A 20,347-nucleotide genomic window follows, 5' to 3' on the forward strand; every position below is an offset into this window, starting at 1 on the left:
CCTGCCGCGCGACGCTTCCCGTCGTGCCGATTCACACTCCGTCACCATGCCTTTGCCCCTGCTTGCCCTTGCCGTTGCCGCGTTTGGAATCGGTACCACCGAGTTCGTGATCATGGGGCTGCTGCCCGATGTTGCGCGCGATCTGTCCGTTTCGATTCCGGCTGCCGGCATGCTGGTGTCGGCTTATGCGCTCGGCGTCACGATCGGCGCGCCGATCGTCGCGATCGCGGTCGCCAACATGCCGCGCAAGAAGGCGCTGATGAGCCTGATCGGCGTGTTCATCGTCGGCAACCTGCTGTGCGCGGTCGCGCCGGGTTACGCGGTGCTGATGGCCGCGCGCATCGTCACGGCGTTCTGCCACGGCGCGTTCTTCGGCATCGGCTCGGTGGTGGCGGCGGGACTCGTCGCGCCGAACCGCCGCGCGCAAGCGATCGCGCTGATGTTCACCGGCCTGACGCTCGCCAACGTGCTGGGTGTGCCGCTCGGCACGGCGCTCGGCCAGGCGGTGGGCTGGCGCGCGACCTTCTGGGCGGTGACGGGCATCGGCATCGCCGCGGCGGCCGCGCTCGCCGTGTGCCTGCCGGCGAAGATCGAGATGCAGAAGGCGAGCCTCGTCCACGAATTCAGCGTGCTGAAAAACCCGCAAGTGCTGATGGTGCTCGGCATCAGCGTGCTCGCGTCGGCCAGCCTGTTTTCCACCTTCACGTACATCACGCCGATTCTCGAGGAGGTGGCCGGCTTTACGCCGCACGCGGTCACGCTCGTGCTGCTGCTGTTCGGCCTCGGTTTGACGGTCGGCAGCACGCTCGGCGGCAAGCTCGCCGACTGGCGGCTGATGCCGTCGCTGGTCGCGTTCCTGCTGGCGATCGTCGTGATCCTGACCGTCTTCGCCGGCACGATGCACGCGCAGATTCCGGCGATGATCACAATTTTCGTGTGGGGCATCCTGGCCTTCGCGATCGTGCCGCCGCTGCAAATGCTGATCGTCGACCGCGCGAGCCACGCGCCGAATCTGGCCTCGACCTTGAACCAGGGCGCATTCAACCTCGGCAATGCGACGGGCGCATGGCTGGGCGGTATGGCGATCGGCGCGGGCGCGCCGCTCACGACGCTGCCGTGGGTCGGCGTGGCGACGTCGATCGGCGCGCTGATGCTGACGCTGTGGTCGGTGTCGATCGACCGGCGGGCGCAGAGGATGGCAGTGGCGGGTTAGAGTCAAGCGTGACGGCGGCTGGCTGAACGGGCGGCCGCTCTCCGCTCGTCGCGTATCGCTCGCGGCGGCTCGCACATGGCAACGCGCGGCCCATCGCGGACTCGCCTCGCCTTCACAGCAAACCGCGCGCCGCAGACCGCAAGCTCGCGCCCTCATCAAAACCGCAAGAGTGCCAACACCCCGCGGCCGTAGTAGCATCTCGGCCGATGAAAGTCATCTTCACCCGCGATTTCCTCGCCCTGATCCTCAGCGTCGCCGTCGTCGGACTCGGCAGCGGCGCCACGCTGCCTCTCACCGCGCTCGCGCTGGCGCAAGCCGGCTACGGCACCGACGTGGTCGGCCTGCTGACCGCGGCGCAAGCGGGCGGCGGGCTCGTCGTCGTGCCGTTGGCCGGCTGGATCGCGGCGCGCTTCGGCGGCCGCCAGGTGATCGTCGGCGGGGTGCTGGTGGTCGCGTTCGCCACCGCGCTGATGCAGCTCACGTCGAACCTGTGGCTGTGGGCACTGTTGCGCGTGCTGTGCGGCGCGGCGTTGATGCTGCTGTTCACGATCGGCGAAGCCTGGGTCAACCAATTGGCCGACGACGCATCGCGTGGCCGCGTGATCGCGATCTACGCGACCAACTTCACGCTGTTCCAGATGTCGGGTCCGGTGCTGGTGAGCCAGATCGCCGGCTTCACGCATTGGCGCTTCCTTATCTGCGGCGCGATTTTCCTGCTGGCGTTGCCGATGCTCGCCACCATCCGCACGACACCGCATGTCTGCGGCGAAGAGCACGCCGCGCACGGCAGCTGGCGTCACGTGTTGCCGCAGATGCCCGCGCTCGTGGTCGGCACGGGCTTCTTCGCGCTATTCGACACGATCGCGCTGTCGCTGCTGCCGCTTTTCGCGATGTCGCATGGCATCACCAGCGAGGTGGCCGTGCTGTTCGCGTCGGCGTTGCTGCTCGGCGATACGACGATGCAGTTTCCGTTCGGCTGGCTCGCCGACCGGCTCGGCCGTGAGCACGTGCATATCGGCTGCGGGGTGATCGTCGTGGCGCTGCTGCCGTTCCTGCCCTGGGCGATGACGTCGCCGTGGCTATGCTGGCCGCTGCTGTATGTGCTCGGCGCGGCCGCGGGCGCGATCTACACGTTGTCGCTGGTCGCGTGCGGCGAGCGCTTTCGCGGCGCCGCGCTGGTGTCGGCAAGTTCGCTGGTGGGCGCGTCGTGGAGCGTGGCCAGTTTCGGCGGCCCGCTGGTGGCCGGTGCGCTGATGAAGAGCGTCGGCAACGACGCAATGGTCGGCGTGCTGCTCTGCGCGGCACTCGTGTTTCTCGCCGCCGTCTGGTGGGAAAAGCGGCGTGCGCCCCTGCGCACCAGCGGCTGACGGCTGAGCGCTCAAAGCTGGCGCCGCGCACAATACGCGTGGTGCTAATCTTGATGCCACATTGCACGGCACTTCGCTGAACGGCCCATGCTTGATGGCGCCGCCGTACGCAATGGGGAGTCCGCCATGGAAACTCGACCTGCCCCGCGCCGTTTTTACCTCCTTTGCGCATTGCTCCTGCTGGCCGCGATGCTGTTCGCAGATTGTGGCGGCGGAGGGGGCGGCGGTGGCGGAAACGGAGGAACGAGCGGCGCGGCCGGCGGCACCGGCAGTACCGGCGGCACCGGTGGCACGAGCCCTGGCGCTGGCGGCATGGGCACGTCGCCGGGCGGCACGGCCATGCTTGCCACGCACGACGTCGTCACCTACCACAACGACATCGCCCGTACCGGCCAGAATCTCAACGAAGCCATCCTGACGCCCGCCAACGTCAACGCGACGACGTTCGGCAAGATCGGCTTTTTCGCCGTCGACGGCAAGGTCGACGCACAACCGCTCTTTGTCGGCTCGCTGACGATTGCTGGGGGCACGCATAACGTGCTGTACGTCGTGACCGAGCACGACAGCGTGTTCGCCCTCGACGCCGACAGCGGCGCGCAACTATGGCAGGCCCGCACGCTCAACACCGGCGAAACGCCGAGCGACGATCTCGGTTGCGCTCAGATCACACGGGAGATCGGCATCACGTCGACGCCAGTCATCGACCGCGCGCGCGGCGCGCACGGCACGATCTACGTTGTCGCGATGTCGAAAGACGCGAGCGGCGCCTACCATCAGCGCGTGCACGCGCTCGACCTCGCGAGCGGCGCGGAGCTGCTGAACGGGCCAGCGGAAGTGGCCGCCACCTATCCCGGCAACGGCGCGAACAGCGCGAACGGCCACGTCGTGTTTGCGCCGTCGTCGTATGCGGAACGCGCGGGCTTGCTGCTGCTCGGCGGCGTGATCTACACGACGTGGACGTCGCATTGCGACGCCGGCGCTTACACAGGCTGGGTGATGGGCTATAGCGCAGACACCTTGCAGCAGACCAGCGTGCTCAACGTCACGCCGAACGGTTCGGGCGGCGCAATCTGGATGAGCGGAGCCGGGCCTGCGTCGGATGGCTCGTCGATCTATCTGCTCGGCGGCAACGGCACGTTCGACACCACGTTGAACTCCGGTGGCTTTCCCACCCAGGGCAACTTCGGCAATGCGTTTCTGAAACTGGGCACGGCAGGCGGTCTTGCGGTCGCGGATTACTTCACGATGTCGAACACCGTTCAGGAGTCCAATACCGACGAAGACCTCGGCTCCGGCGGCGCAATCGTACTGCCCGATCTCACCGATGCAGGCGGCGTCGTCCAGCACCTCACGCTCGGCACGGGCAAGGACGACATCATCTATGTGCTGAACCGCGATTCGATGGGCAAATTCAATGCCGCGGGCGACAACATCTATCAGGAAATCGCGGGGCAGTTGAGCGGCGGGGAGTTCGGCATGGCCGCCTACTTCAACGGCCGGATCTATTTCGGCTCGGTCGGCGATCATCTCAAGGCGTTCACGCTGACCAATGCGAAGCTGTCGGCGACGCCGTCCGCGCAGACCGCGATGACGTTCGCCTATCCCGGGACGACACCCAGCATCTCCGCCAACGGCTCGGCGAACGGCATTGTGTGGGCGGCGGAGAATGGCGACATGGCGGCGCTGCATGCCTTCGATCCGGCCAGTCTCGCCGAGCTGTACAACAGCAACCAGATGGGCACCCGCGACCAGTTCGGCGCGGGCAACAAGTTCATCACGCCGATGATTGTCAACGGCAAAGTGTATGTCGGGACGACGAACGGAGTTGCGGTGTTCGGCTTGCTGAAGGGGTGAACGGCCACTTGTCGCCTAGCGCCGCGCCGGCAAAATCTCACCGGCGCACGTGCCAAAGCCCACGCGATACCCGTCACCCTGACACCAGCCGGCAAGCGTCAGCTCATCACCGTCTTCGAGAAAAGTGCGCGTGCCGCCTTCGCGCAACTCCAGCGGCTTTTTGCCGTTCCATGTCAGTTCGAGCAGGCTGCCGTACGAGTCCCCGGTCGGGCCGCTGATCGTGCCCGAACCCATCAGGTCGCCCACTCGCGTATTGCAGCCCGATACCGTGTGATGCGCGAGTTGCTGCGCCATCGTCCAGTACATGTGCCTGAAGTTGGTCCGCGCAATCGTGCTCGCCTGCTTCGCCTCGCGCGGGCGCAGCGTCACTTCGAGGTGGATATCGAACGCATGCTCGCCATCGTGATGCAAATACGCGAGCGGCTGCGGTTCCTGCACCGGCTGCGCGACGCGGAACGGTTCAAGCGCATCGAGCGTCACGATCCACGGCGAGATCGTGGTCGCAAAGGTCTTCGCGTTGAACGGGCCGAGCGGCACGTATTCCCATTGCTGGATATCGCGCGCGCTCCAGTCGTTCAGCAGCACCATGCCGAAGATATGCGCTTCGGCCTCGGCACACGCGATCGGCTCGCCCAACCCATTGCCTCCGCCGATCACGAAGCCCGTTTCCAGTTCGATATCCAGCTTGCGGCATGCGCCGAACACCGGACGCTCCTGATCCGGCAGCTTCAACTGACCATTGGGACGACGCACCGGCGTGCCGCTCACCACCACCGACGATGCGCGTCCGTTGTACCCGATCGGCATCTCCGACCAGTTCGGCAGCAACGCATTCTTCGGATCGCGAAACATCGAGCCGACATTCGTCGCGTGCTCCTTCGACGAATAGAAATCGGTGTAGCCGGGAATCTGCACCGGCAGATGCAGTTGCGCGTCGGCCTGGTGCACCAGCGATTTCGCGCGCAAGTCAGCGTCATCGCGCAACGTCGCGGTATCGCTCGAGAGAAGCTTGCTCAACTGGATGCGCACGCTGCGCCACGCGTCGCGGCCGAGCGCGATGAAATCATTGAGCGTGTCGCGCGCAAAGACGTCAGCCTTCGAGGACAGGTTCAACAGACCCGCCGCCTGCAACGCGGCCAGGTCGACGATCTCGTCGCCGATCGCGACGCCCACGCGGCGCGCGTCGTTGTGCCGGTCGCTGAAGATGCCGAACGGCAGATTCTGAACCGGAAAATTGTTAGCCGAATCGTTGGCCGACTCGACCCAGCTCTTGCGCGACGGCTCGAGCGTCGCCTGAAGATCGCTCAATGCGTTCATCGTTGCTCCGGGTTGAAGTGTTTCTTGAGACCTTGCCAGCACTCGTAGTAATGCACCTGCAATTGCGCGGTTTCGAGTGCGAAACGGGTGGGCTTGATCAGCGTGCGCGTCTCGAACATGAAGGCCATCGTGTCGCCGACCTTGTTCGGCGTCGACGTATCGATCCGCGATGCTTTTTCGAACGTGTCGGCATCCGGGCCATGACCCGTCATGCAGTTGTGCAGACTTGCGCCGCCCGGCACGAAGCCCTCGGCCTTCGCGTCGTACACGCCGTGCACGAGGCCCATGAACTCGCTCGCGACGTTGCGATGGAACCAGGGCGGACGGAACGTATCTTCGGCGGCGAGCCAGCGCGGCGGGAAGATCACGAAGTCGATCGTATCGACGCCCGGCGTGTCGCTTTGCGATTGCAGCACCAGGAAAATCGACGGGTCCGGATGGTCGAAACTGATCGAGCCGATCGTGTTGAAGCGCCGCAAGTCGTACTTGTACGGCGCGTAGTTGCCGTGCCACGCGACCACATCAAGCGGCGAATGGGCGATGGCTGCGCGCCACAGATTGCCGTTCATCTTCGCGACGAGTTCGAAGTCGCCTTCGCGGTCTTCATAGGCGGCATGCGGCGTGAGGAAGTCGCGCGGATTGGCGAGGCCGTTCGAGCCGATCGGGCCGAGATCCGGCAGGCGCAGCAACGCGCCGAAGTTCTCGCAGATGTAGCCGCGCGCCGCACCGTCCGGCAGGCTCACCGCGAAGCGCACGCCGCGCGGGATCACCGCGATCTCGAACGGCGCGAGTTCGAGGCGGCCCATTTCGGTCGCGATAGCGAGGCGCCCTTCCTGCGGCACGATCAGCAATTCGCCGTCGGCGTTGTGGAAGAAGCGGTCTTTCATCGAACGGTTCGCCGCGTACAGGTGAATCGCGCAGCCGTTCATCGCTTCGGCCGCGCCGTTGCCCGCCATCGTCACCCAGCCGTCGATGAAATCGGTCGGCTCGGCCGGCATCGGCAACGCGTCCCAGCGCAACTGGTTCGGCGGCGTCGGCGGCACCTCGGCGAAATTGCCGACGAGCCGCTCCGATGGCAGCGGCGTGAACGGCTTATGCACGGCCGCCGGACGGATCCGGTACAGCCACGAACGGCGGTTATGGCCGCGCGGCGCGGTGAACGCAGTGCCCGACAATTGTTCGGCGTACAGACCATAGGCCGCGCGTTGCGGCGAATTGCGGCCTTCCGGCAAGGCGCCGGGCAATGCCTCCGTCGCGAATTCGTTCGCGAAGCCCGATTGATAGCCTGGCTCGATTTCGAGCCGCGAGCTGGCGGTCGTCGGCGTACGGGTTGGGGTATCCATGCAAGGTTCTCCGTGGGTACTCGATCTTTTCATTTCGCGCGGGCGGCGGCCAGGATCGCGGCCGCGCTGTAATTTACGTACTGTAAAACGAATTACGCATAGTGAAATTAACGTATACCCTGAAATTCGCCCGGGCCACCGCCCGCAGCCCGGACACACCGGCGTTCGGCCAATAACGTTATGAGCATTTTGTTCATGTGAGCGTATTGCGGACTGCTACCATCAATAGATGCGGCAATTGAGTCGCGTTGCCGAGCGCCGCGTGCGCATCCCTTGTCGCCATCCACTCGCCTCCATGATTCCGCCGACCATCCCCAATCTCATTGCCCGCGCCGCTGCTCACCCGTTTCTCGGCGAACATCTGGTGATGGGGCAAGGCGTGCATAGCGATATCGCGCTGGCGCAATTCGACGGCATCGAACTCGCCAGCGCCTACGAGCCGATCTTCGATATCAGCGTGCATGCGCTTGCGCAGTCGCTGTCGTCGGGGGCTGAGGGGGTCGACCGTTTCGGCGATGAGCTCGGGTTTCAGGCCGTCACCTATCAACTCGGCGCGGCGCCGTTCGAAGTGTTCGATCCGTTCAACCGCATCGGCGACGATCAGGAACTGGTCGCGCTCGACCGCATGTCACGCGCGCTGCACGCGATCAATTTCTTCGGCGCGCAGCGGCACGGACTGCTCTTTCTGCGCGTGCACGAGCGTCTGCTCAAGAGCGTGAAGTACGACCATGGACGGCATTTTTCCACCGTGCTGATGTCGTTCGGATTGAACCCGTCGCGGGTGGTGATCGAGTTGCCGGCTGCGGCGGTCGCGCACAAGACCTTTCTCGCCTATCTGACCAGGAGCTATCAGCACTATGGGTTCAAGGTGGCAGGCAATCTGTCCAACGCGGGGCAGATTCTGTCGGTGTCGGAAGCGGCGCGGCTCGACTTCATCAAGATGGATGCCGCCGTCGCGTTGCGCGATGCGACGGTCAAGCCGCTAGTCGGCTATGCGGGCCGGCTGCGGATTCCGCTGATTTTCAATCGCGTGATGGATGAAGCGCAGTTCCTCGCCTTGCAGCAGTACGACGTGCGCTTCGTGCAAGGGCCGTTGTTCACCGCGCATTATCATGACCGGGCGGCCTGAACCCGCACGCGCGATACCTGCGCCCCCGCGTATGCGCCGATTCAACCCGTATCGCCCAGACGCCGCGCGAGCGCTTTCAGCCGCGGCGCGACCTTCTCGCGAAACACCTCTTCTCCCATCGACGACGCCGGCCCGCTGCAACTGAGCACCAGCCAGCGCCCTTCGCGCGGCTCGCGAAACGGCACCGCGACCGCGTTCACATCGTCGTGCCACGCACGAAACGAATAGCAGCAGCGCTCTTTCGCAAACGCTTCGATTTCCGCCTCGGCATCGGCAACCAGCGCTGCGCCCATTTTCCCCGCCGCCTTCCTGAGTTCGACCAGCAATGCGGCACGCGCATCGGCCGGCTGCACGGCCAGATACGCGCGCCCCATCGAACTCGTCAGCATCGACAGTTTCGAACCGGATGCCAGCCCGAGCGTCAGCGCGGTTTCGCTACGAATCGTTTCGAGATAAATCATGTCGAGCCCGTCGCGGCAACCGAGCGAAACCGCCGCGCCCACTTCGCGCGCGAACGTGCGCATGTGCGGGCGCGCGAGTTCGAGCGTGTCGGTGCCTGACAGCAGCGCGAAACCGAGCGACAGCACGCCGGCGTCGAGCGCATATTTGCCGAGGGTTTCATCGAGCCGCAGATAGCCGAGCACTGTCAGCGTGTACGCGAGACGGTTGACGGTCGCCTTCGGCAAACCCGTGCGTTCGACGAAATCCCGGTTGCCGAGCATCGTTTCGCCCGGCTTGAACGCGCGCAGCATATCCAGCCCGCGCGCAAGGGCGACGACGAATTTGCGCTCGTCGAGCGGTTCAGAGAGAGTGGATGCAGTCGTCATAGGGTGGTACACTCGGGCGTGGTTTGCAAAACATTGTTTCGCATAGCGGAACTTAAGTCAAGCTTGGATCGAGCTGGAAATCAGGAGATACGTCATGGCCGAAGCCGCGCAGTTTCACTGGGAAGACCCTTTGCTGCTGGATCAGCAGCTCACCGAAGACGAACGCATGGTGCGCGACGCCGCTGCGGCTTATGCGCAGGACAAGCTGCAGCCGCGCGTGCTCGAGGCGTTCCGCCACGAGAAAACCGACATCGAGATCTTTCGCGAGATGGGCGAACTCGGCCTGCTCGGCCCGACGATTCCCGAGCAATATGGCGGTCCCGGTCTGAACTATGTCGCGTACGGTCTGATCGCGCGTGAAGTGGAGCGCGTCGATTCCGGCTACCGGTCGATGATGTCGGTGCAGTCGTCGCTGGTGATGGTGCCGATTTATGAATTCGGCTCGCAAGCGCAAAAGGAGAAGTACCTGCCGAAGCTCGTCACCGGCGAATGGATCGGCTGCTTCGGCCTGACCGAACCGAACCACGGCTCCGATCCGGGCAGCATGGTCACGCGGGCGAAGAAAGTCGACGGCGGCTATTCGCTATCGGGCTCGAAGATGTGGATCACCAATTCGCCAATCGCCGACGTGTTCGTCGTGTGGGCGAAGCTCGAAGAAGACGGCAAGGACTCGATCCGCGGCTTCATTCTGGAGAAGGGCTGGAAAGGACTGTCTGCGCCGACCATCCATAGCAAGGTGGGCCTGCGCGCTTCGATCACCGGCGAGATCGTGCTCGACGAAGTGTTCGTGCCGGAAGAGAACCGCTTCCCGGAAGTCAGCGGCTTGCGCGGCCCGTTCACGTGCCTGAACTCGGCACGCTACGGCATCGCGTGGGGCGCGCTCGGCGCCGCCGAAGCATGCTGGCACACCGCGCGTCAATATGTGCTGGATCGCAAGCAGTTCGGCCGGCCGCTCGCCGCGAACCAGTTGATCCAGAAGAAGCTCGCCGACATGCAGACCGAGATCACGCTCGGCCTGCAAGGCGTGTTGCGCCTGGGCCGTATGAAGGACGAAGGCACCGCGGCCGTCGAAATCACGTCGATCATGAAGCGCAATTCATGTGGCAAGGCGCTGGACATTGCACGGCTCGCGCGCGACATGCTCGGCGGCAATGGCATCTCGGACGAGTTCGGCATCGCCCGGCATCTGGTGAACCTCGAAGTGGTGAACACGTACGAAGGCACACACGACATTCACGCGCTGATTCTTGGGCGCGCGCAAACGGGCATTCAGGCGTTTTTCTGATAGTTTGCTGATGCGCTGATGGTGCGGATCGTGGTGGTGTTTCGCCGCCCGATCAAGAAAGGCCGGTTCATCCTGAACCGGCCTTTTGCATTGCAGCGCCGGGTTACGGCCAACTGCGAGCCAACTACGAGCCAAACGGCGCGCTTCGCGGCCCATCAACCGCTTACTTGTTCGGCTGCGGCGTCATGCGCAGGTACGGACGCAGCGCCTTGTAGCCCTTCGGGAATTTCTGTTTGATGATTTCCGGGTCCTGCAGCGACGGGACGATCACCACGTCATCGCCCTGCTTCCAGTTGCCCGGCGTCGCGACCGAGTGGTTGTCGGTCAGTTGCAGCGAGTCGATCACGCGCAGCACTTCGTCGAAGTTGCGGCCGGTGCTGGCCGGGTACGTAATCATGAGACGGACCTTCTTCTTCGGATCGATCACGAACAGCGAACGGACCGTGAGCGTTTCACTCGCGTTCGGGTGGATCATGTCGTACAGCTCGGAAACCTTGCGGTCGCGGTCAGCGAGAATCGGGAAGCCGACATTGGCGGCTTGAGTCTCGTTAATGTCTTTAATCCACTCCTTGTGCGACTCGTTGCTGTCGACCGACAACGCAATCGTCTTCACCCCGCGTTTTTCGAACTCGTCGGCGAGCTTGGCGGTCAAGCCGAGTTCGGTCGTGCAGACCGGCGTGAAGTCGGCCGGGTGCGAAAACAGCACACCCCAGCTATCGCCCAGCCATTCATGAAACTTGATGCGGCCAACACTCGACTCCTGCTCGAAGTCCGGCGCAATATCGCCGAGACGTAGACTCATGTGTATCTCCTTCAGGTGGTTGGGATATATCGCGCGAGCGTTTGCCCGCGGCGCCCCGCAAAGATAAAGCATATGGCAACGACGGAACACGACGAACGAATATTGCGCCACTACTTTATGCGCTTTTGTAATTTTCGTCGATTTGATGGAAACTTTGCGGGACAGATCAACTCCATCATAGGCAAACTTTGGCTGCATTACCCTCCAAAGGGTGTTTTCATGCTTTGCTTAATCAGGAACGGTTCGTGCGCTGTTTGGAATCAACCGGGCACTGCGCTCGCCAGCGGCCGTTTCTTTGGTTACGATTCACGCGTGGCGTGAGACGAAGGGGAGTTGTCAATGTCGGAAGTCAACAAGGAGAGATTGATGTCGGATATCAAAACCGTCCTCGCGGATGCTGAGGATCTGCTGAAGCAGGCCGCGAGCGCCACCGGCGAGCGCGCTTCGGAATTGCGTGAAACGGCGCTTACGCGTTTGAAGCAGGCTAAGGAAAAGGCGGCTGACGTACAGGTCGTGGTGGTCGAGAAAGGCAAGAAGGCTGCCCGCGCCACCGACGACTACGTGCATGAGCATCCGTGGGCGTCCATCGGCATTGCCGCGGGCGCCGGCGTGCTGCTGGGGCTGCTGATCAACCGCAAGTAACACTGGTGAGGCCGTCGGACGATTCATGTCCGGCGCATCGGTGAATCGAGTTGACCGGCGCATGCCTGGCCGGTCCGCTTCTCTTGGCGCGCACGTTTGCGCGCGCCTTCACGCGCAACGCCCACAGCCATGACGATCGAATCACAATCGCAGCGCGGAGAACAGAGTCCGTTGCGCCGCATCATCGGGTCCGTGTTTGCCATTCTGCAGACGCGGCTCGAACTGGTCGGCATCGAAATCACCGAAGAGAAAGACCGTCTGCTCGGCGTGCTGTTCCTTGGCCTTGCCGCGATGATGCTTGCCTCGATGGCGCTGATCGCCTTGACTGCACTGATTGCCATTGCGTTCTGGGATACCTACCGATGGCAGTCGCTCGCCGGCATCACCGCGGTCTATGCGATTGCGGGCCTCGCCTGTGCGCTGAAAGCGCGCAGCAGTTTGCGCAATGCGCCGCTGGTGTTCGAAGCGACCATCGCCGAGTTTGAAAAAGACCGCGAGGTGTTCCGCAAGCCGTGACCCAGAAGGCGTAGCGGGCGCGGCTTCAGCGCCCGGCTTCGTTGAGATTTCAAGCGATTTGCAGCGCCGTTTTGCAGCGTCGTTGACCGTCCCACTTCCACTGCCGCCGACACACCATGAGCCAGAGCCGTTCCGATACCGCATTCCGTAACAGGCGCCCGCATGCCAAAGAGCTGAGCGCGCCGCACTTGCGAGCGCTACGCAAGGAATTGCTGCTGGTGCGTGCGGACGTCCAGCGCATCGAGCTCGCCCAGGCGACCATTGAATTGCGCCAGGCGGTCACGCACTTCAGCTGGCTGAAATTCATCGTGCCGGGCTTTGGCGGCATGCGGACTCGCCGCGGGTCGAAGGCCAGCTTTATCAATGCGGGGACCATCGGCGCGCTGCTCAAACAGTATCCGTTCATCAGCTCGATCATCTCGATGTTGCTCGCCAAGCCGCTGCGCGCGACTGTCGTAGCCGGTGCAAAGCCCGCCCTCAAGTGGGGGAGCCTTGGGCTTGCGGCCTGGGAAGCGTATCGGATCTGGCAGCAGATGAAACACGATTCCGCTGGGGCTTCTCGGGACAAGGCTGATTCGGTGGATAGCGGGTATTGAGGTATTGGTGGCGGAGTGTTGTTGGTCGTTAGGTCGTATTCCAGCATTCACTAGTTGCCGGCGTCGAACCGTTTGCACCATTTCTATTGCCTCGCTGCCCTGTCGCGTCAAGCGTAAAAGTGCCGCAAGGATCATCGCTCATTGGGCCAGACTCGCCCGGCGCAGCCTCTATCGAATAGCCGCCATTTGCGTCGTCCGCCGGCAGCACACGCAGGCGATAGATCGGCGTGCCGAATTGTGGCGCCTGGTCCAAACCCGGAGGCAACCTCGACACACCGTCGCTTGCCGCTCCCTCGACGAATTGCGCTGCCCGATACAGCGCGGACGCCGCGTCGATACGATGTGTTCGCGCGACGTGACTGCGATACGAAGGCACTGCAAATGCGGCCAGCGTAGCGGCTATCGCCAACGCGATCATCAGTTCAAGCAGCGTGAATGCGGATGTGTACGGCCTGGTCATGAGCCTCCCATCAAAATGGACTTGCGGCGACGCGTCGCCAATGACGTTCAATCGCGTCGCCGTCGATCACCAATTCCATCTGCAGCCACACTTGCGACTCGTTGGTCCGGCCAAAGCCGCGCGAGGTCAGTAAATAGGCTCGGGCGTCAGCGCGAGTCGCAAGACGCCAGGCCTCGATCAGACATTGCGGCGCGCGCAGCGATCCGGGCCATTGCGCGAAGGGCGTGATGGCGCCGGCTTCAAATGCGCTTTCGGTTTTCCATTGAGTCGGCTCGCCGGACGCGACCTGCGGCGCCGCCGCTGCCTCAGAGCCTGCGGCGATGACACTGCGGGAGCACAAATTCAGCGCCGAATCCGCGGCATGGAAAGCCTGCAGATAGTCGCGCACGTTGGTAGCCGCGCGAGCCGCAGCGAGCGAGGTTTCGAACCAGACCGCCGAAGTCGCCAACATCATGGCTGAAATGAGCAGCACGATCGGCAATACGACGCCGCTGTGCCGAACACGTGAAGCATGATCACTGCGACTGCGGTCGAGTAAGTGTTGCGGCTCATAGTGACGCCGACGGCGCGTCTCATGCGCGTGGCGCTCCGCTGTTTCCGGTCGCTTCGTCACAGAGAAACCTCCGCATGATTGCGCAACGCCACACGCCGCGAGAACGCCTGCCGCGGCCGCAAGTCGGCACCGAGCGCGCTCACGCCGTCGCAATCGACATAGCGCGAACGCTGCGCCTGTGGCGCACCGCGTACGAGCACACAGAGATCGACGGCCACGATCTCCGTCCATTGATCGGCCAGCACCGCCGACGCGTCTATCGCGACAAGAGCGCCGGCCAGCCAGTATTTGATCCGCACGCGCTCGACACCTTCGACCAGCGGCTGCGCGGACCCCGCGTTGCCGTTGCCTTCGCAGTAGAGCTCCGGCTCGCCGGTCGACCCGCTGACGCTGGCAAAGTACCGGTTGACGACCAGCACGCCCTGGTCAGCGAGCGCCGCGGTGTTGCCTGTCACGGCTTGTCCCAGGCAGTCGGTGGCCTGTCTGGTTGCAGATGGCCACGTGGACACGCTGTCTCCCACGTAACGGACTGCGACACCATCGGAGCCACTGGATAATTTCGTGCAGGCAAGGCTGGCGTCAGCGCCCGTCGGCCGGCCGGCCGAACATCCGAATAGCAAGGGAGGACCGTCGTAACGCACGACGTCGGCGGGTACGAAGCCGGCCATTTGCAGTTGCTGGCCAATCAGCGTCAACGCGGTCAAACCGGCTTCGCGGATTCGCATCGCGTTGCTCGCGTACTCGAACGCGCTTCGCTGCGTTGTGTAGAGCGACACGGCCCCCGCCGTCACCACGAGTCCCAGCGCCATTGCGATCACCAACTCGAGCAGCGTATGACCGCGAGCAGGATGCCAACGCAGCGTCATTTCGCGAACGCCAACGCGACACACGAGGAGCCCGCGGGAACATCCGCTCCGCCACAAGACTCGGGTTTGTCTATCACATCATCGGCACGCGGCAGGTCGGGCACGGAAGCCCATGTCACAAGCGCCGCCGCCACTCCCGCACTCTCTCCTATCGACGCTTCGCCATGCGGCAAGAGAACGCTTGCACGCGCGCTCCATTGCCTGGTTGCAACATCGAGCGTCGAAGGTGCGTACATCGCTTCGGCGACGGAATCGGCGATCCACGCCGCGTGTTCGCGCATCGCCATCGCACGGCCTTCGCGCGCGCTCCACAGTTGACCTGCGATCAGACCGAGCGCTGTTACCGCCATCAGTGCGACCGCCAGCATGACTTCGATCAGCGAGCTGCCGCGACACTTCGGCGCGCAGCGGCGCAAGCGCGTCTTTGGGGAAGATCGCATCATGACGCCGCTCCACACGCGCCCTCGGCAATCCGCGCGCGGCCGCCCGCCGCGATACGGATGCAGCGTCGCCACTTGTCCCCTTGCGTCGCCTTGGTCGGTGCTCGCGGCGCGATTTCAAAACTGCGAAAAGTCCCGATCAATTGCCCCGCTGGGGGCGTAAACGTGAGATTCGTCTGCACGCCGGTGATGCTCACCGCCGCAAGCAGTGGCTGCGCGCGAAGCAGGGAGAGCGTGCCGCCGCGATCCGCCAGTACGGCCCAGCCGCAGGACCAGTCGGTGATCCCGTCGCCACAAGGCTGGCCCGCAGCAAGGCAAGCTCGCGCCGCGTCGATCCGGCACACGGTGACGCGTGCGCCGCGGCGCAACGCCTCGCTGCGCGCATAAGCGAGCGTCGACGCAAGCGCCTTCGCACGTGCATCGACCTGATCGCGCACGTGCCACGCGACGAACGACGGCGTCGCCATCACCGCGACGACCGCCAGCAGCGCGATCACGGCCAACGTTTCGACAAGTGTGAAGCCGCCGCGCGAAGGGCGGCAAAACGCATCGTATTTCATCTGCATCCCTGATCATTTCGAAGAATGCAGCCAATCTAGCGGTTTGCAAACGGCTCAACAATCGGCCGGATGGCCAGGTGGCACTCGGACGCTATCCCGCGCAACAATGCACGCGACGAACCATCACGGAGCGGGAGATACTGATGCGTGAATTAACGCGTGAGACAACGGCGACACAAAAGCAATGCGCAGTCCGATTGCGATCAGCGCTTGCGGCCAGGCTTGGGCGGGGAAGAGGCGCGGCGGAATTCTTCGATCACGTCTTCGAATTCGGAGACGTCTTCGAAGCGCCGGTAAACGGAGGCGAAACGAACGTAGGCAATGGTGTCGAGCGCACGCAACTCGTTCATGACGAGTTCGCCGAGGCGCTCGCTGCGCACCTCGCGCTCACCGCTGCCGAGCAACTGATACTCGATGCGGGCGACCGCCGCGTCGATCGCGTCTGCTGCCACTGGGCGCTTGCGCAGCGCCAGCTGCATGCTCGCGACGATCTTGCGGCGATCGAACTCCGTGCGGCTGCCATCCTTCTTGACGACCGACGGCAACGCCAGCTCGACCCGCTCATACGTCGTAAAACGTTTGTCGCAGGCCGGGCAGCGGCGGCGCCGGCGAATCGTCGCGCCGTCTTCGGATACGCGCGAGTCGACGACCTGCGTATCGGCGTGGCGGCAGAAGGGACAATGCATGACGGCTTAGCGGTAAACCGGGAAGCGTTGCGTCAGCTCGGCGACTTGCCCGCGCACACGTTCGATCGTGGCGGTGTCTTCCGGGTTGTCGAGCACGTCGGCAATCAGGTTAGCCACCTGCTCGGCTTCCTTGACGCCGAAGCCGCGCGTGGTCATGGCCGGCGAGCCGAGACGCACGCCGCTCGTCACGAACGGCTTTTCCGGATCGTTCGGAATCGCGTTCTTGTTGACGGTGATGTGCGCCGCGCCGAGGGCCGCTTCCGCTGCCTTGCCGGTGATCTTCTTTGCGCGCAGGTCGACCAGCATTACGTGGCTTTCGGTACGGCCCGACACGATGCGCAGACCGCGCTTGACCAGCGTTTCAGCCAGCACGCGCGCGTTTTCGACGACTTGCTGCTGATACGCCTTGAATTCCGGCGACAGCGCTTCCTTGAACGCGACGGCCTTGCCGGCGATCACGTGCATCAGCGGACCACCCTGGATGCCCGGGAAGATGGCCGAGTTGATCTGCTTTTCGAACTCGGCCTTCATCAGGATCACGCCGCCGCGCGGGCCGCGCAGGCTCTTGTGCGTGGTGGTGGTGACGAAGTCGGCGTGCGGCACCGGGTTCGGGTAGACGCCCGCGGCGATCAGACCGGCATAGTGCGCCATGTCGACCATGAAGTAAGCGCCGACCAACTTGGCGATCTTCGACATGCGTTCGAAATCGATACGCAGCGCGAATGCGGACGCACCCGCCACGATCAGTTTCGGCTTGTGTTCCTGAGCGAGCTTCTCAGCGGCATCGTAGTCGATGTCTTCCGCTTCGTTCAGGCCGTAGCTCACCACGTTGAACCACTTGCCGGACATGTTGACCGGCGAACCGTGGGTCAGGTGGCCGCCGTGCGCGAGGCTCATGCCCATGATCGTGTCGCCCGGCTTGAGCATCGCGAAGAACACGCCCTGGTTCGCCTGCGAGCCGGAGTTCGGCTGCACGTTGGCGGCTTCGGCGCCGAACAGTTGCTTCACACGGTCGATCGCCAGCTGCTCGGCCACGTCGACGTATTCGCAGCCGCCGTAGTAGCGCTTGCCCGGGTACCCTTCGGCGTACTTGTTGGTGAGTTGCGAGCCTTGCGCAGCCATCACAGCCGGGCTCGTGTAGTTTTCCGACGCGATCAGTTCGATGTGCTCTTCCTGACGGCGGTTTTCCTGCTCGATGACCTTCCAGAGTTCAGGATCGACGTTCGCGATGGTGCTTTGGGCTCTGTCAAACATACGGATTCCGTTGAGTGGGTTCAGGTTGACCGGATCATGCGCCGAATCTTGCGTAGAGGGTACGCAGCGCTGCTGGCGGTTGGGCCAGCCCTGACGTGGCGAACGGAGAATCGCCGCACACGCGAAGCAGGACAGCCACCGTCAGCGCAGACAAATGCGCGCGGATCACGGCTGCCCAGGCGAACGGCAAAACGGCACCCTGCGCTTCACGGTGGGTTGTTCCACCTTGAACCCGATTGGTTGAATCGGTTCTATCGCCAGTCACGCAGGGTCGAGCGCGTTAGTTTATTGGAAGAGGATCGAATAGGCAACCGGCTTCCAGATGCGGCGGCGCAGGCCGGCGGGACAGGCCGCTGCGCCGCGCCACACGGCGCGCAAGCGGGTCGCGCAAACGCGCCGGGAATCCGCTGCGCGCGCCTGCCACAGCCACTTATCCGGCTGGTTCATCCTTGCCGCAGCGCCGCATTGGAAGTAGGCTTGGGGCCTTTCTCGCTTACCGACCAGGGAACTGCAATGATCGTGTTTGTCACCGGAGCGTCCGCGGGATTCGGCGCCGCCATCGCTCGCGCCTTTGTCAAGGGCGGCCATCGCGTCGTCGCTACCGCGCGCCGCAAAGACCGCCTGCAGGCACTCGCCGACGAACTCGGCGACGCGCTGCTGCCATATGAACTCGACGTGCGCGACCGCGCCGCCGTCGAAGCGGCGCCGGCCGCGCTGCCGGCCGACTTCGCCGCAATCGACGTGCTGATCAACAACGCCGGCCTCGCGCTCGGCGTCGAGCCGGCGCAAAAGGCCAGCCTCGACGAATGGAACACGATGATCGAGACCAACTGCACGGGCCTCGTGCAGGTCACGCATGCGCTGCTGCCCGGCATGATCGAACGCAATCGCGGGCACATCTTCAATCTGGGCTCGGTGGCGGGCCGCTGGCCTTACGCGGGCGGCAACGTTTACGGCGCCACCAAGGCGTTCGTGCGCCAGTTCGGCCTGAACCTGCGCGCCGATCTGGCCGGCACCGCGCTGCGCGTCACCGACATCGAACCGGGTCTGTGCGGCGGCACCGAATTCTCGAACGTGCGTTTTCGCGGCGACGATGAAAAAGCCGGCAAAGTCTACGAAAACGTCCAGCCGCTGACGGCCGAAGATATCGCGGATTCAATCTACTGGATCGCCACCCGCCCGGCTCACGTCAACATCAACACGATCGAACTGATGCCGGTGGCCCAATCGTTCGCCGGGTTGACGATTCATCGCGGCTAACGCCCGTCAGACGGGGCGCACACTTTGAAACAGACCCCGGGGTGTGCGTTCCGGTAAAATGCGCGGCATGAATATGTCGACCAGCCAGCCTGGCACGGAAATCGGCTGCACGTGGCCAATCCGCGTGTATTACGAAGACACCGACGCCGGCGGCATCGTGTTTTACGCCAACTACCTGAAATTTTTTGAACGGGCGCGCACCGAATGGCTGCGCGCGTGCGGCGTCGACCAGAACCGGCTCGCGGACGAAACCGGCGCAATGTTTATCGTGCGCAGCACCGCGGTCGACTACCGGGCACCGGCCCGGCTTGACGACGTCGTCAAAATCGTCAGCCGGATCGAACGTCTGGGCCGGGCTTCGGTAGACTTCGCGCAGGAAGCGTGGCGTGAAGGAACGCTGCTGGCCACCAGTTCGATCCGGGTCGGCTGCGTCGACCGCGTTGCGCTGCGGCCGGCCGCGATTCCTCCCCCGGTTCTCGCCGCCTTGCGGCGCGGGCCGGGCGTGAGCAACGGCGGCATGTCAACGAACAATGTCTGACCGCCGTTGTTACGGGGCCAGTGAACCCATACCGATCAAGCAACACAAAGCATGGTTCGGCTTGCAATATCGCCGAAGCTTCCGTTTTGCTCACGGCAAGCTTCGAGCGGCCTTGCAGCCGGACGCCCCCTTCCCGGGACGTTAAAACGAACCTTTATGAACACTACACAAGATCTGTCGATCGTTTCACTAATACTCAACGCGAGCCTGCTGGCGCAGGCCGTCATGGCCCTGCTGCTGTTGCTGTCGCTGCTGTCGTGGACTTTTATCTTCCGCAAGTGGTTTGCGATCCGCCGTGCGCGCGCGCAAACTGAACGTTTCGAACGCGATTTCTGGTCGGGCGGCGACCTGCAGGCGCTCTACCAGAGCGCCGCGAACAACCGCCATACGATCGGCGCGCTCGAACGGATTTTCGAGTCCGGCATGCGCGAATTCCTGAAGGGCAAGGAAAAGCGCCTGAACGATTCGGGCGCGATTCTCGACGGTGCACGGCGCGCGATGCGGGCCGCGTTCCAGCGCGAAATGGACGTGCTCGAAGCCAACCTCGCGTTTCTCGCGTCGGTCGGCTCGGTCAGCCCGTATATCGGCCTGTTCGGCACGGTGTGGGGGATCATGAATGCGTTCCGCGGCCTCGCCAACGTCCAGCAGGCTACGCTCGCGAACGTCGCGCCGGGCATCGCCGAAGCGCTGACGGCTACCGCGATCGGCCTGTTTGCCGCGATTCCGGCCGTGGTTGCCTACAACCGCTACGCGCACGACATCGACCGTCTGGCGATCCGCTTCGAGACCTTCATCGAAGAGTTCTCGAACATCCTGCAGCGCCAGGCACAGTAAGGAGT

Annotated in this window: 22 protein-coding genes and 1 riboswitch; of the genes, 11 read left to right on the forward strand and 11 right to left on the reverse strand. The window is 63.8% G+C overall.

The window, feature by feature from the left end; all coding sequences use genetic code 11:
- Positions 1-46: 46 nt before the first annotated feature.
- The 3 genes from HV744_RS05885 (at position 47) to HV744_RS05895 (ending at position 4,434) form a co-directional block, all read left to right on the forward strand.
- On the forward strand, positions 47-1,213 hold the full coding sequence (locus HV744_RS05885) for an MFS transporter (protein ID WP_175148596.1): 1,167 nt from the start codon (positions 47-49) through the stop codon (positions 1,211-1,213).
- Between the two features lie 206 nt (positions 1,214-1,419).
- On the forward strand, positions 1,420-2,580 hold the full coding sequence (locus HV744_RS05890) for an MFS transporter (protein ID WP_175148597.1): 1,161 nt from the start codon (positions 1,420-1,422) through the stop codon (positions 2,578-2,580).
- A 126-nt stretch (positions 2,581-2,706) separates the two neighbouring features.
- A complete protein-coding gene (locus tag HV744_RS05895; RefSeq protein WP_175148598.1) occupies positions 2,707-4,434 on the forward strand; it encodes a PQQ-binding-like beta-propeller repeat protein in 1,728 nt (575 codons plus the stop codon).
- A gap of 15 nt (positions 4,435-4,449) precedes the next feature.
- Here the strand turns inward: HV744_RS05895 and fahA are convergent, their stop codons facing one another.
- Both fahA and hmgA read right to left on the reverse strand, forming a co-directional pair.
- Positions 4,450-5,751, reverse strand: a complete 1,302-nt coding sequence (fahA, locus tag HV744_RS05900; protein WP_175148599.1) for a fumarylacetoacetase — start codon at positions 5,749-5,751, stop codon at positions 4,450-4,452.
- A complete protein-coding gene (hmgA, locus tag HV744_RS05905; protein WP_175148600.1) occupies positions 5,748-7,094 on the reverse strand; it encodes a homogentisate 1,2-dioxygenase in 1,347 nt (448 codons plus the stop codon). Before hmgA ends, fahA begins: the two co-directional genes overlap by 4 nt.
- A gap of 295 nt (positions 7,095-7,389) precedes the next feature.
- On the opposite strand from hmgA, the gene HV744_RS05910 reads away from it, so the two are divergent.
- Positions 7,390-8,223 (forward strand): EAL domain-containing protein, encoded by an 834-nt coding sequence (locus HV744_RS05910; RefSeq protein WP_175148601.1) that lies wholly within the window; start codon positions 7,390-7,392, stop codon positions 8,221-8,223.
- Between the two features lie 41 nt (positions 8,224-8,264).
- Here the strand turns inward: HV744_RS05910 and HV744_RS05915 are convergent, their stop codons facing one another.
- Entirely contained in the window at positions 8,265-9,050 is a 786-nt protein-coding gene (locus HV744_RS05915; RefSeq protein WP_175148602.1) for an IclR family transcriptional regulator, read from the reverse strand.
- Between the two features lie 94 nt (positions 9,051-9,144).
- Here HV744_RS05915 and HV744_RS05920 point away from each other — a divergent pair, with 94 nt between their 5' ends.
- Positions 9,145-10,335, forward strand: a complete 1,191-nt coding sequence (locus HV744_RS05920) for an acyl-CoA dehydrogenase (RefSeq protein WP_175148603.1) — start codon at positions 9,145-9,147, stop codon at positions 10,333-10,335.
- 163 nt (positions 10,336-10,498) lie between these two features.
- Here the strand turns inward: HV744_RS05920 and HV744_RS05925 are convergent, their stop codons facing one another.
- Positions 10,499-11,137 carry a peroxiredoxin gene (locus HV744_RS05925; protein ID WP_175148604.1) on the reverse strand — a complete coding sequence of 213 codons (639 nt, stop codon included), beginning with the start codon at positions 11,135-11,137 and terminating at the stop codon, positions 10,499-10,501.
- A 339-nt stretch (positions 11,138-11,476) separates the two neighbouring features.
- Here HV744_RS05925 and HV744_RS05930 point away from each other — a divergent pair, with 339 nt between their 5' ends.
- The 3 genes from HV744_RS05930 (at position 11,477) to HV744_RS05940 (ending at position 12,891) form a co-directional block, all read left to right on the forward strand.
- A complete protein-coding gene (locus HV744_RS05930) occupies positions 11,477-11,779 on the forward strand; it encodes an ElaB/YgaM/YqjD family protein (protein WP_028198798.1) in 303 nt (100 codons plus the stop codon).
- A gap of 129 nt (positions 11,780-11,908) precedes the next feature.
- Positions 11,909-12,295 carry a phage holin family protein gene (locus tag HV744_RS05935; RefSeq protein WP_175148605.1) on the forward strand — a complete coding sequence of 129 codons (387 nt, stop codon included), beginning with the start codon at positions 11,909-11,911 and terminating at the stop codon, positions 12,293-12,295.
- 116 nt (positions 12,296-12,411) lie between these two features.
- The gene (locus HV744_RS05940) at positions 12,412-12,891 is read left to right on the forward strand and encodes a DUF3318 domain-containing protein (protein WP_175148606.1); all 480 of its coding nucleotides are present in this window, start codon (positions 12,412-12,414) and stop codon (positions 12,889-12,891) included.
- Positions 12,892-12,919: 28 nt separating this feature from the next.
- On the opposite strand, the gene HV744_RS05945 is transcribed toward HV744_RS05940, so the two are convergent.
- The 7 genes from HV744_RS05945 to glyA all read right to left on the reverse strand — a co-directional run bounded on the left by HV744_RS05945 (position 12,920) and on the right by glyA (position 17,710).
- Positions 12,920-13,351 carry a type IV pilin protein gene (locus HV744_RS05945; RefSeq protein ID WP_175148607.1) on the reverse strand — a complete coding sequence of 144 codons (432 nt, stop codon included), beginning with the start codon at positions 13,349-13,351 and terminating at the stop codon, positions 12,920-12,922.
- 10 nt (positions 13,352-13,361) lie between these two features.
- The gene (locus HV744_RS38220) at positions 13,362-13,805 is read right to left on the reverse strand and encodes a pilus assembly PilX family protein (RefSeq protein ID WP_175148608.1); all 444 of its coding nucleotides are present in this window, start codon (positions 13,803-13,805) and stop codon (positions 13,362-13,364) included.
- Between the two features lie 155 nt (positions 13,806-13,960).
- On the reverse strand, positions 13,961-14,770 hold the full coding sequence (locus HV744_RS05955) for a PilW family protein (protein WP_175148609.1): 810 nt from the start codon (positions 14,768-14,770) through the stop codon (positions 13,961-13,963).
- Entirely contained in the window at positions 14,767-15,213 is a 447-nt protein-coding gene (locus HV744_RS05960) for a type IV pilus modification PilV family protein (RefSeq protein WP_175148610.1), read from the reverse strand. The genes HV744_RS05955 and HV744_RS05960 overlap by 4 nt, the downstream gene beginning before the upstream one ends.
- Entirely contained in the window at positions 15,210-15,776 is a 567-nt protein-coding gene (locus tag HV744_RS05965; protein ID WP_425497677.1) for a GspH/FimT family pseudopilin, read from the reverse strand. The genes HV744_RS05960 and HV744_RS05965 overlap by 4 nt, the downstream gene beginning before the upstream one ends.
- Positions 15,777-15,973: 197 nt before the next feature.
- Complete coding sequence (nrdR, locus tag HV744_RS05970; RefSeq protein WP_175148611.1) at positions 15,974-16,456, reverse strand: transcriptional regulator NrdR; 483 nt, start codon at positions 16,454-16,456, stop codon at positions 15,974-15,976.
- Between the two features lie 6 nt (positions 16,457-16,462).
- A complete protein-coding gene (gene glyA, locus HV744_RS05975) occupies positions 16,463-17,710 on the reverse strand; it encodes a serine hydroxymethyltransferase (RefSeq protein ID WP_175148612.1) in 1,248 nt (415 codons plus the stop codon).
- Positions 17,711-17,876: 166 nt separating this feature from the next.
- A riboswitch (ZMP/ZTP riboswitch) is annotated at positions 17,877-17,985 on the reverse strand.
- Positions 17,986-18,223: 238 nt separating this feature from the next.
- On the opposite strand from glyA, the gene ydfG reads away from it, so the two are divergent.
- The 3 genes from ydfG (at position 18,224) to tolQ (ending at position 20,342) form a co-directional block, all read left to right on the forward strand.
- Positions 18,224-18,970 (forward strand): bifunctional NADP-dependent 3-hydroxy acid dehydrogenase/3-hydroxypropionate dehydrogenase YdfG, encoded by a 747-nt coding sequence (gene ydfG / locus HV744_RS05980; RefSeq protein ID WP_175148613.1) that lies wholly within the window; start codon positions 18,224-18,226, stop codon positions 18,968-18,970.
- Positions 18,971-19,028: 58 nt separating this feature from the next.
- Positions 19,029-19,508 carry a tol-pal system-associated acyl-CoA thioesterase gene (gene ybgC / locus HV744_RS05985; protein WP_175148732.1) on the forward strand — a complete coding sequence of 160 codons (480 nt, stop codon included), beginning with the start codon at positions 19,029-19,031 and terminating at the stop codon, positions 19,506-19,508.
- 156 nt (positions 19,509-19,664) lie between these two features.
- Positions 19,665-20,342 carry a protein TolQ gene (gene tolQ / locus HV744_RS05990; protein WP_175148614.1) on the forward strand — a complete coding sequence of 226 codons (678 nt, stop codon included), beginning with the start codon at positions 19,665-19,667 and terminating at the stop codon, positions 20,340-20,342.
- Positions 20,343-20,347 lie beyond the last annotated feature (5 nt).

Source organism: Paraburkholderia ultramafica, assembly GCF_902859915.1.
GTDB classification, from domain to species: Bacteria; Pseudomonadota; Gammaproteobacteria; order Burkholderiales; family Burkholderiaceae; genus Paraburkholderia; species Paraburkholderia ultramafica.